Raw genomic sequence first — 8097 nt, 5'->3', positions numbered from 1 at the left:
CCCGCGCGACGCGGCGCACCGCCGTCACCCGCGGCGGGGCCGCCGCGTGCCCGCCCTCGCCGCGCGCCGACAACCGCAGCGTCACGATGCCCTTCTCGGCCACCCCGACCATCGCCGCCTGCCCCTCGACGAACGGCAGCGGGGCGTCGACGACCGCCCCGCCCTCGTCGAGCACGAGCCACGGCACGATGCCCCGGTCGCGCAGCGATCCGGCGATCTCGCGCGCGGCCGCGCCGAAGACCTCTTCGTTGCCGCCGAGCGACACGTACACGTCGCGCGCGGGCGTGAAGCCGGCGGCGAGCAGGTTCTCCACCGCCTCGAGCACGACCAGCAGCGGCCCCTTGTCGTCGAGCGTGCCGCGCCCGTGCACCCAGCCGTCGGCGATGTGCCCGTCGAAGGGCGGATGGCTCCAGGCATCCGTCTCGTCCACCGGCACGACGTCGTAGTGCGCCATGAGCACGAGCGGCCCGTCGGCCGCCTCGCGCCGCCCCCGCCACCGGAACAGCAGCCCGAGGTCGGTGTGCCGCTCGAGCTCGAGGCGATCGTGGACGAGCGGGTACAGCTCGGCTAGCAGCGCCGTGAAGCGGTCGAACGGCTCCATCCCGCGCTGCTCGAGCTCGGCCGACACCGTCGGCAGCTGCACCATGCGCGACAGCCGCTCGGCCATTCCCGGCCGAGGCGCGACCGTCGCACGCGGCGCAGTCATCGCGCGCGGAAGCGGGCTTCGACCGCCGACGACACCGCTCATAATCGAGAGCCTACGCGCGGGGCCCGACGCCCTTGCCCGGACGCCTCAGGGTGCGAACCCCTCCGGCGCGGTGACGACCGAGATGCCCGCCTTCGTCGTCGACCCCTTCACCTGCCCGTCGGCGAACAGGTAGGTGGTCGAGTAGCCCTCGTCGTCGTAGAGGAGCGAGTCGCTGCCCGCCTTGTCGGTGATGTAGACGCCCTCGGGCTGGTCCTCTCGGCGCCACGTGCCCTCGGCGAGCAGGCCGTCGATCGCGGCCTGGGCCGAGGCGTCGTCGAGCGGCCCCCACAGGAACCACGCGACGTTGTCGTTGCCGGTCGAGAAGTCGCCCCACAGGCATCCGATCCCGCCCTCGATCGTCACGCCGCCGAGCACGACCGGCGCTTCGTCTTGGCGGAATGTCCAGCCCGCCTCGGCGAGGTTGTCGAGCGTGTCGGCGGTCAGCGTGTTCTCGCACGTCGCCTCCGGCACGGTCTCGGCCGGGGTGGGCGTCGGGGTTTCCGGGGTGGTCGAGGAGGGGGTGGATGGCGCCGGCGCCGCCGGGCTGCATCCGGTGAGCGCGACGAGGGCCGCGGCGGCGATGACGAGCGGCAGTGCGCGGCGTGTGGTCATGAGACATCCCCCGGTCTTCTGACTGCTGTGGCCTCCGACGCTAGCGGATGGTGTGGGCCGTGTGGGGGGCTCTATCGCGGAGGGCCGATGAACATTGAGATCGTTCCGTTCCGCCGAACCGTCGACCGCTCCACGTTCACGTGCGGGAAACCCGACCTCGACGAGTGGATCCAACGGTATGCCAGCCAGCTTGAGCGCAGCGACACAACGCGGACCTTTCTCGCGCTCGACGATGACGACACGCTGGTGGGGTACTACGCGACGACGGCATGCGAACTCGACCTCGACGACGCGGCCTCGGCATTTGGCGTAGGCCGGCGACGGTACCCCGTACCGGCCATGCAGTCGATTGGGTTCGAGGTCGTCTTGGTGGATGCCATCGACCACGATGCATCGGTGTTCCACCGCAAGCTCGGCTTCACTCCGTTTGAAGACGACGAGCTCCACCTGTTCCTCACAACCAAGAACCTTCGGTTGACTTTCGGTTCGTCAGAGGTATCGTGTACATACGCCGTGAGTACGTCCGGTGTGGCGGGGGTTCCCATGGAGATTCAAGAATCAGGCCGTTCGGCGCGCCTGAACATGCGTATTTCTCCGGAGGCGCTGGAGCTTCTGAGGGCCGCCGCGGCTAAGCAGGAGCAGGACCTCTCGGCTTTCGTCCTCGGAACCGCGATGGAGCGTGCGCGCGCGATTCTCCTTGAGGACCACGTCCTACGACTTTCCCCGCACGCGGTGTTGCAGTTGGAGAAGGCGTTGGATGAGGATGCGCGGGTTGTGCCACAACTCGCTGAGCTCGTGAGGCGCGTGCGTGGCGGAGGCGGTGCGGTCGCGGTCGCCAGCGAGCATCAAGACGAGCTTGCCTCCCGCTGACTGGCTCACGGAGCCGTGCTGCCGGCGGGCGGGGGGCCCAATGCTGAGTCGACGGCTCTCGCGCTATCGAGACCCGCACTCGCGCGTGTGAGCCGCGTGCGCGACTGAAGGTTTCGATAGCGAGAAGCTCGCCCCCGATCGCACAGTGCGGGGGAGGGGCCGGCGGGTGTATTCTGTAATGCTCGGATTCCTGGCGTCCGGGTTGGCAATTCCACAGTGTGACAGCGGTCCCTCCACGGAGGACGCACGGGGCTGATCGGTTTCGACAGCGTCTGCGAACCCACGAGAAGCGGGCCGAGGATGCAGGGTTATCTCGTGAACGCTCCCTGCAAAAACAATAACTGCCGAAAAGAAGCAGTCCGACTTCGCCCTCGCTGCCTGAGCAGCGAGCCCGAGTCCGTCAATCCGTGACTGATCCCGTCACGGTCATTGGCGTCATCTAGGGATCTTGCTGCGCGACGACGCCTGAGCGTCGCGCGGGACTTTTTTCAGGCTGGGCCTGTCGACTTGGTTGTCTGTGACAAAGGTCGGGGCCGAGCAGAACGCTCGCACAGACTGCGCCCGGAGAAGGCGTGGAGACCCAGTGCTGGACGGGGGTTCGATTCCCCCCAGCTCCACAATCCGCTGTCACGGGGAAGGGCTCGGCTCGCGTTTCGCGGCCGGGCCCTTTCTCTTTGCCCCCGCTCCGCCCGGCCCCTGAGCATGCCCGGCCCCTGAGCCTTCCCGGCCCCTGAGCTTGTCGAAGGGCCGCCCCGCCGACCGGTCGTTGAGCGAGCCGAAGGCGAGACGAATCGCCCCAACCTGACCTAGAATATGATTCTAAAGTCATATTTGGAAGGTGCAATCATGACTGCCTCGACCCTCATCCGCGCCGCTCGCAAGAGCCGCAAGCTCACTCAGCAGCAACTCGCCGAACGTGCGCGCATCGATCAGAGCAGGGTGTCTCGATCAGAGCGCGGGCGTGAGACCGAGTTCGCCACTGTCGAGCGGCTGCTGGCTGGCGCCGGGCATCGCCTGTACTCCGCACCGACCCGACGAGACGACGCCGCGACGGTTTCCGCGGAGGTCCGCCGATTGCTCGGAGCGGGGGAGAGGGATGCCGCCCTCCGGGCGCTGGTCCAGCTCAACGACAATCTCGTCGCCGAGCACGGGCTGGTTCGGGGTGTGCTCGGAGTTGCCGAGCCGGAGTCGACCCGAGATCCGATCTGGGATGCCGCGATCGCCGGTCTTGTGGCATGGAGACTACGGGAAGACGGGCTGCCTGCACCCGACTGGGTCAACGATCCGAGTCGCTATCTCAAGACCCTGGCCGGCCTCGACGTAGACCCGGCCGATCCGGTGCCCCCGCTCTCGGAAGTGCCGGCCGAGTTCGCAGAGCGAGGCGTTCTCGTCTGGCGTGACACCTTTGCGAGCGTTTGACCATGGCAACAGCACTCGACCGCGATGACATCCTTGACGGGCTTCGTGCGCTGATTGCTGAACTGCGCTCATCGAACGCGGTCGCAGGAATCCGGTTGGTTGGTGGCGCGGCGATTGCGCTCGGCTACTTCGACCGCGGGACGACGCAAGATCTGGACTCGTTACACGTCGAGCCGGGCGACGATGGAGAAGTCGCAGCGGCCGCCGCGCGAGTCGCCCTGGAGCGCGGGTGGAGTCCTGAATGGCTGAACTTCAACGTTGAGCAGGCCGATGCTCTGCCGACTCTCGGGCGGGCCGTGGAGTGGCAGAGCATCTACGACGAGGACGGAATCGTTGTTCAGTTGGCGGCCAAGGAGGCATTGCTCGCGATGAAGCTGCGCGCCAACCGGCCGGGCCGCGACACGAACGACATCCGCCAGTTGATGGCCCTCTGCGGGATCACGACCCTGGAAGGCGCCGAGGACCTATATGAGGACTTCTATCCCGGAGACGCCCTCGCTGATCGCGCCGTCCACATGGTGAGCGCGATCCTCGAACAGGGTCTTCCCGCCAAAGTCACGCAGCCGGGAGCGGTCCGTCTATGACCTCCGGGTTCCCGGTCGCTGAGCGAGCCAAAGGCGAGACGAAACGCCCCGACCTTGCAGACACGCCCACCGCGTTTCGTCTACAAGGAATCGACGGTGCGCGCGAACCGCCGGGAACGGCTGCGCGTCATCTTTGAGAACGGCACTGAGTCCTCCATGTACCGGCAGTCGCTCGGCATCCGGATGAGGGAGGGCCACGGCCAGGCGGTCGTCCCTGCCGAGTTCGAGTCGATCCTGGCCGATGACGTCGCAACCGGCTACGTCTACGTCCTGCGCTCGCTCAGCGACGACCCTCAAGTCGCGGGGATCGCGGACCTCCACAAGATCGGATTCTCGCGTGGGCCGGTTGAGAGTCGAGTCGCCCATGCCGAGAAGCAGCCGACGTATCTCATGGCTCCCGTGGAGATTGTGGCGAGCTACCGTACCTACAACATGAGGACGTCGGCGCTCGAAAACTTGCTGCATCGGGTCTTCGCGGAGGTCCGACTCGACGTGAGCCAAGTGGGCAAAGACGGACGTCGCTACGAACCATCTGAGTGGTACGTCGTCCCGCTCGAGGTCATCGATCAGGCGGTCTCGCTGATCGCCTCAGGCGACATCATCGACTTCGTCTACGACCCGTCGACGCGCAAGCTGAGTGGGCGGCTCGAATCGTGAGGCTGAACGGCTCCTTGGTCAAAGCGGGGGAGAGACCGCCTCAGTTGATCGCCACATCCTCGGCGAACGGGCGGATGGCGAGCCAGTCGACGTTCTGGTTCACGAAAAGGAACTCCCTGCCGCTGTCTTGGCGGCGTAGCCGGCCCATGAATGCGAAGTAGCTGCCTGTGAGATCCTCGAGGTCGGTGAGGCCGCTCCGCGCGAGCACGGCTTGCAGCTCATCCTCCTCGATCACGATCGTCGGTGAGCCGCGTCCGGTGTTGAGCCACGCGCCGCCGCCGTCCTTCGCACGGGGAAATCGAATCGTGCCCCAATAGACGCGCAGCCGGTTCTTGTGCTTCTCCTCGACGTCGCTGAGATGCACGCAGCCGGACTTGACGGTCTGGCGCGTGTCGTCAGAGAGGATGAGTAGCGTGTTGCTCCGGCAGAACGCCTCCCTGAGCACCAACTGGCGGAGAAGCCGATGCAGCGTCATCGATGAGAGCCGGGCATTCCCTCTCCCGCGTCGGGTGTAGCGCACAGCGGCGCCACCAATCGCGGGTGGAGCCAAGGGGTCGTGGACGACGTGGCGGATCGTGCGCGCTCGGCTCGGGTCGATACGAAAGACGTCACCGGCGTTGATCTGCTGGTCGACCTCATCGAGCGCAGCGCCGCCGCCGTCCTCGGTGACGAAGGAAGCAAGCTCACAGTTTTCGCGGTGCGGTCGCGCTCCGAAGCAGGCGCGCCGGCCATTGCGGGCTTGACGGATGAAGTAGGCGTCGGCCCCACATCCAGTGCAGATGAGAGAGTCTCGGAGCGCGTCGCGTTCGCTGATGGAGAGCGCGGCGAAGTCCTCCGCGTCGTAGATGCGGCCGGTGGTCTGACACTTGGCCTCCTCCATCTTTCCGCGCTCTTTACGCTGCCAGGCGACGGAACTCGTAACCGAGGCCGCTCAGCCAGTCGTCCATGCTGTCGGTGAAGGAAACCGCGGGCACCGTGAGTGCCCGGCGCATGTCGATGAAGACGGGCTCGATTTCGCTGGGGTGTGTGTCGCGGGTCAGGAGGTGCTGGATGCCTTGGACGGTCTCGGGGCGAAGCTCCTCCTTGTTGAAATACAGGTGCGCCGCCTCCATATGGCCGTCGCCCCACTGCTCGGAGAAGAGCGGGTTGAGCCGCACCTGCAGGCCTCCAACATCGACATGCGTCGGGGTCGAGTGCGCGTAACCAGCGGCGTCCCAGCGCGCGGCCACGTCACCCCAGCGGTCACGGATCTCCTCGAAGCTCGGACGGCGACGAGGAGGTGCTCCGAGCACGAGCTGCCGGAGTGCCTCACCGTCACGCGAAGTCTTGCGGTCACGGCTGATCGCTTGGCGCACGGGGCGCCAGAAGTCGGTCGCGGGGTCGTACTCGCTGCGCACCTGCTCCGTGATCTCACGTGCGATGCGCGGACGTCTCCGCGGTGAAGCGTTGGCGAACTTGATGAATGCCCCGAGACCGATCTCCATGCTTAGTCCTCTCGTCGGACGCCCTTGAAGGGCGTTCCGTCGCTCTTGCCGTCCATGAACCGCCCCGTTGACGAATCACGCTTGGTGTAGCTCTTCGTCGACGGGTTGTACGACTGCGACCGGTCACGCACTGCGCCCTGCCGGTAGCCCTTGCCGGTGTTCTTCGCCATCACGTTCTCCTCGAAAGTGTTCTAGTAGCAAAACAGTCATCCAAGAGTAGCACGCCGTTTCAGTTGCGCAACATTCGCGCGCTTCCGAGCTACTCTGGTATCTCTACCCTTACCGCGTACCCCTGACATTGGAGACTTCATGTCCGACACCGTGATTGACGTCAGCGGCCTCGCAAGCGCCCTCGAGGCACGGGTCAAAGCCGATGAGATCTCGTGGAGGAACGCCGCTGGATCGATCGGCGTCAGCCCATCGCTGCTCACCAGGATCCGCAACGACCAACGTCCGGACCTCGACGCCTTTGCTAAGATCGTGCGCTGGCTTCGCCTTCCTGCCGATCAGTTCCTCGTCGACCCAGAAGAGCTCGCAACGCGCGAAGAGCCTGAGTTGGGTTCATCGATCAACGCGCTTCTCCGTGCCCGCAGCGACCTAGACGAGCAGGACAAGCAGTACCTGGAGAGCATTCTGCAGTCCGGGCTCGATCACTTCCGCCAGACCCGAAAGTCGAACTGACTAATGAACAAGGCCGCGCTTGGACGTCTCGCGACGGAGGTGAGGAAGGACTTCGTCCTCGGCGACGACCAGCCTTTTGACCCGTTCGCCTGGTCTGAAGAGCACGGCATCCCCTTCATCTCGCTCCGTGATTTCACCGCCGACGAGGCCGCGATGCGCCGTTTCCTCGAGGAGAAGCCGCACGTGTGGTCAGCAGCCCTGCTTCGCGACGGCAATCGCCACCTGGTTATCTACAACCCAGAACGAAGCAATGAGCGCATCCGCTCCGACCTCACGCACGAGGTCGCCCACTTCGAAGCCGAGCACGAGCCCTCACCTGCCTGGACAAACGAAAGCGGCAGCTGCGGTGGCGCATCGAAGGCGCAGGAGAAGGAGGCGGCTGAGCTCGCCGGTGCCCTTCTGGTCCCGGCGGCCCAGGCGAAGCTCGCTGCAATCCGAGGCGCTGAGCCGAGCGCAGTCGCTCGCCGGTATCAGGTCAGCATTGAGATGGCCGAGTGGCGCATGAAGATGTCCGGCGGCTACACGATTCGGCAGCGTTCCCGTTCCAAGTGGCAACGGGCGTAGATCCTCCGCAGAGGCGCATCGTCCCCGCTATGAGCCCGCGCCGATCCACAAAGGATGAATACTGCTCGTGATGGACTTTGCGACCGGTTTGCGGCGTGGTGCCTGTCACCGTCCGCGTTGACGAACTGCCGGTCTCCACGACATGGCAAAGCAGGCAGAATGGCTCGGCCACCGCTCAACGCCCCAGGGGGAACCTCATGACACTCGACAACGAAGACGCCGTCGCGCATGCTCTCGGCGTTCCCTTCGCTTCGGAACCTGAGTGACGAGAAGCAGATCGAGCTCGCTGCACTGCTTCCAGACATCCAAGTGCCGGGATTCCGGGCGACGCAGCTGGCGGCGATCGACGCATTCGAGCAGACCTACGCTGCGGCACTCGACGCGAACGACAAGAATCAAGAGCGGTTCACGCCTCCCTCAACCGCACCCGCGAGGTGATCGAGCGCGGTCTCAGTCGGGATCACATCAGCAAAGAACA

At 65.7% G+C, this 8097-nt stretch carries 12 protein-coding genes and 1 other RNA gene; 8 read left to right on the top strand and 5 right to left on the bottom strand.

Annotated elements, in window-relative coordinates:
- Both QM611_RS11815 and QM611_RS11810 read right to left on the bottom strand, forming a co-directional pair.
- Positions 1–748: M20/M25/M40 family metallo-hydrolase (locus QM611_RS11815; RefSeq protein ID WP_415080115.1), on the bottom strand; the 748-nt coding region annotated here is incomplete at its 3' end.
- Between the two features lie 45 nt (positions 749–793).
- On the bottom strand, positions 794–1360 hold the full coding sequence (locus QM611_RS11810; protein ID WP_415080114.1) for a hypothetical protein: 567 nt from the start codon (positions 1358–1360) through the stop codon (positions 794–796).
- 87 nt (positions 1361–1447) lie between these two features.
- On the opposite strand from QM611_RS11810, the gene QM611_RS11805 reads away from it, so the two are divergent.
- The 5 genes from QM611_RS11805 to QM611_RS11785 all read left to right on the top strand — a co-directional run bounded on the left by QM611_RS11805 (position 1448) and on the right by QM611_RS11785 (position 4890).
- Entirely contained in the window at positions 1448–2230 is a 783-nt protein-coding gene (locus QM611_RS11805; RefSeq protein WP_415080113.1) for a DUF1778 domain-containing protein, read from the top strand.
- 248 nt (positions 2231–2478) lie between these two features.
- Positions 2479–2850: a transfer-messenger RNA gene (gene ssrA / locus QM611_RS11800) on the top strand.
- Positions 2851–3076: 226 nt separating this feature from the next.
- The gene (locus QM611_RS11795) at positions 3077–3649 is read left to right on the top strand and encodes a helix-turn-helix domain-containing protein (protein ID WP_415080112.1); all 573 of its coding nucleotides are present in this window, start codon (positions 3077–3079) and stop codon (positions 3647–3649) included.
- 2 nt (positions 3650–3651) lie between these two features.
- A complete protein-coding gene (locus QM611_RS11790) occupies positions 3652–4233 on the top strand; it encodes a hypothetical protein (RefSeq protein ID WP_415080111.1) in 582 nt (193 codons plus the stop codon).
- 96 nt (positions 4234–4329) lie between these two features.
- Positions 4330–4890, top strand: coding sequence for a GIY-YIG nuclease family protein (locus tag QM611_RS11785; protein WP_415080110.1), 561 nt, complete (start codon positions 4330–4332; stop codon positions 4888–4890).
- A gap of 40 nt (positions 4891–4930) precedes the next feature.
- Here QM611_RS11785 and QM611_RS11780 read toward each other — a convergent pair whose 3' ends face one another.
- Genes QM611_RS11780 through QM611_RS11770 form a run of 3 tightly spaced genes read right to left on the bottom strand, consistent with a single transcriptional unit; the run spans position 4931 to position 6544 of the window.
- Positions 4931–5770 carry a hypothetical protein gene (locus tag QM611_RS11780; protein WP_415080109.1) on the bottom strand — a complete coding sequence of 280 codons (840 nt, stop codon included), beginning with the start codon at positions 5768–5770 and terminating at the stop codon, positions 4931–4933.
- A gap of 13 nt (positions 5771–5783) precedes the next feature.
- Positions 5784–6374, bottom strand: a complete 591-nt coding sequence (locus QM611_RS11775) for a hypothetical protein (RefSeq protein WP_415080108.1) — start codon at positions 6372–6374, stop codon at positions 5784–5786.
- A gap of 2 nt (positions 6375–6376) precedes the next feature.
- Complete coding sequence (locus tag QM611_RS11770) at positions 6377–6544, bottom strand: hypothetical protein (RefSeq protein ID WP_415080107.1); 168 nt, start codon at positions 6542–6544, stop codon at positions 6377–6379.
- A gap of 139 nt (positions 6545–6683) precedes the next feature.
- On the opposite strand from QM611_RS11770, the gene QM611_RS11765 reads away from it, so the two are divergent.
- From QM611_RS11765 to QM611_RS11755, 3 genes are all read left to right on the top strand, one after another.
- Complete coding sequence (locus QM611_RS11765; protein ID WP_415080106.1) at positions 6684–7055, top strand: transcriptional regulator; 372 nt, start codon at positions 6684–6686, stop codon at positions 7053–7055.
- Positions 7056–7058: 3 nt separating this feature from the next.
- Positions 7059–7619, top strand: coding sequence for an ImmA/IrrE family metallo-endopeptidase (locus tag QM611_RS11760; protein WP_415080105.1), 561 nt, complete (start codon positions 7059–7061; stop codon positions 7617–7619).
- Between the two features lie 228 nt (positions 7620–7847).
- On the top strand, positions 7848–8057 hold the full coding sequence (locus QM611_RS11755) for a hypothetical protein (RefSeq protein WP_415080104.1): 210 nt from the start codon (positions 7848–7850) through the stop codon (positions 8055–8057).
- The last annotated feature ends 40 nt before the right edge of the window (positions 8058–8097 follow it).

The organism is Microbacterium sp. (genome assembly GCF_047606685.1).
In the GTDB taxonomy this organism is placed as follows: domain Bacteria; phylum Actinomycetota; class Actinomycetes; order Actinomycetales; family Microbacteriaceae; genus Microbacterium.
This window is presented reverse-complemented; position numbering and strand designations above follow the sequence as displayed.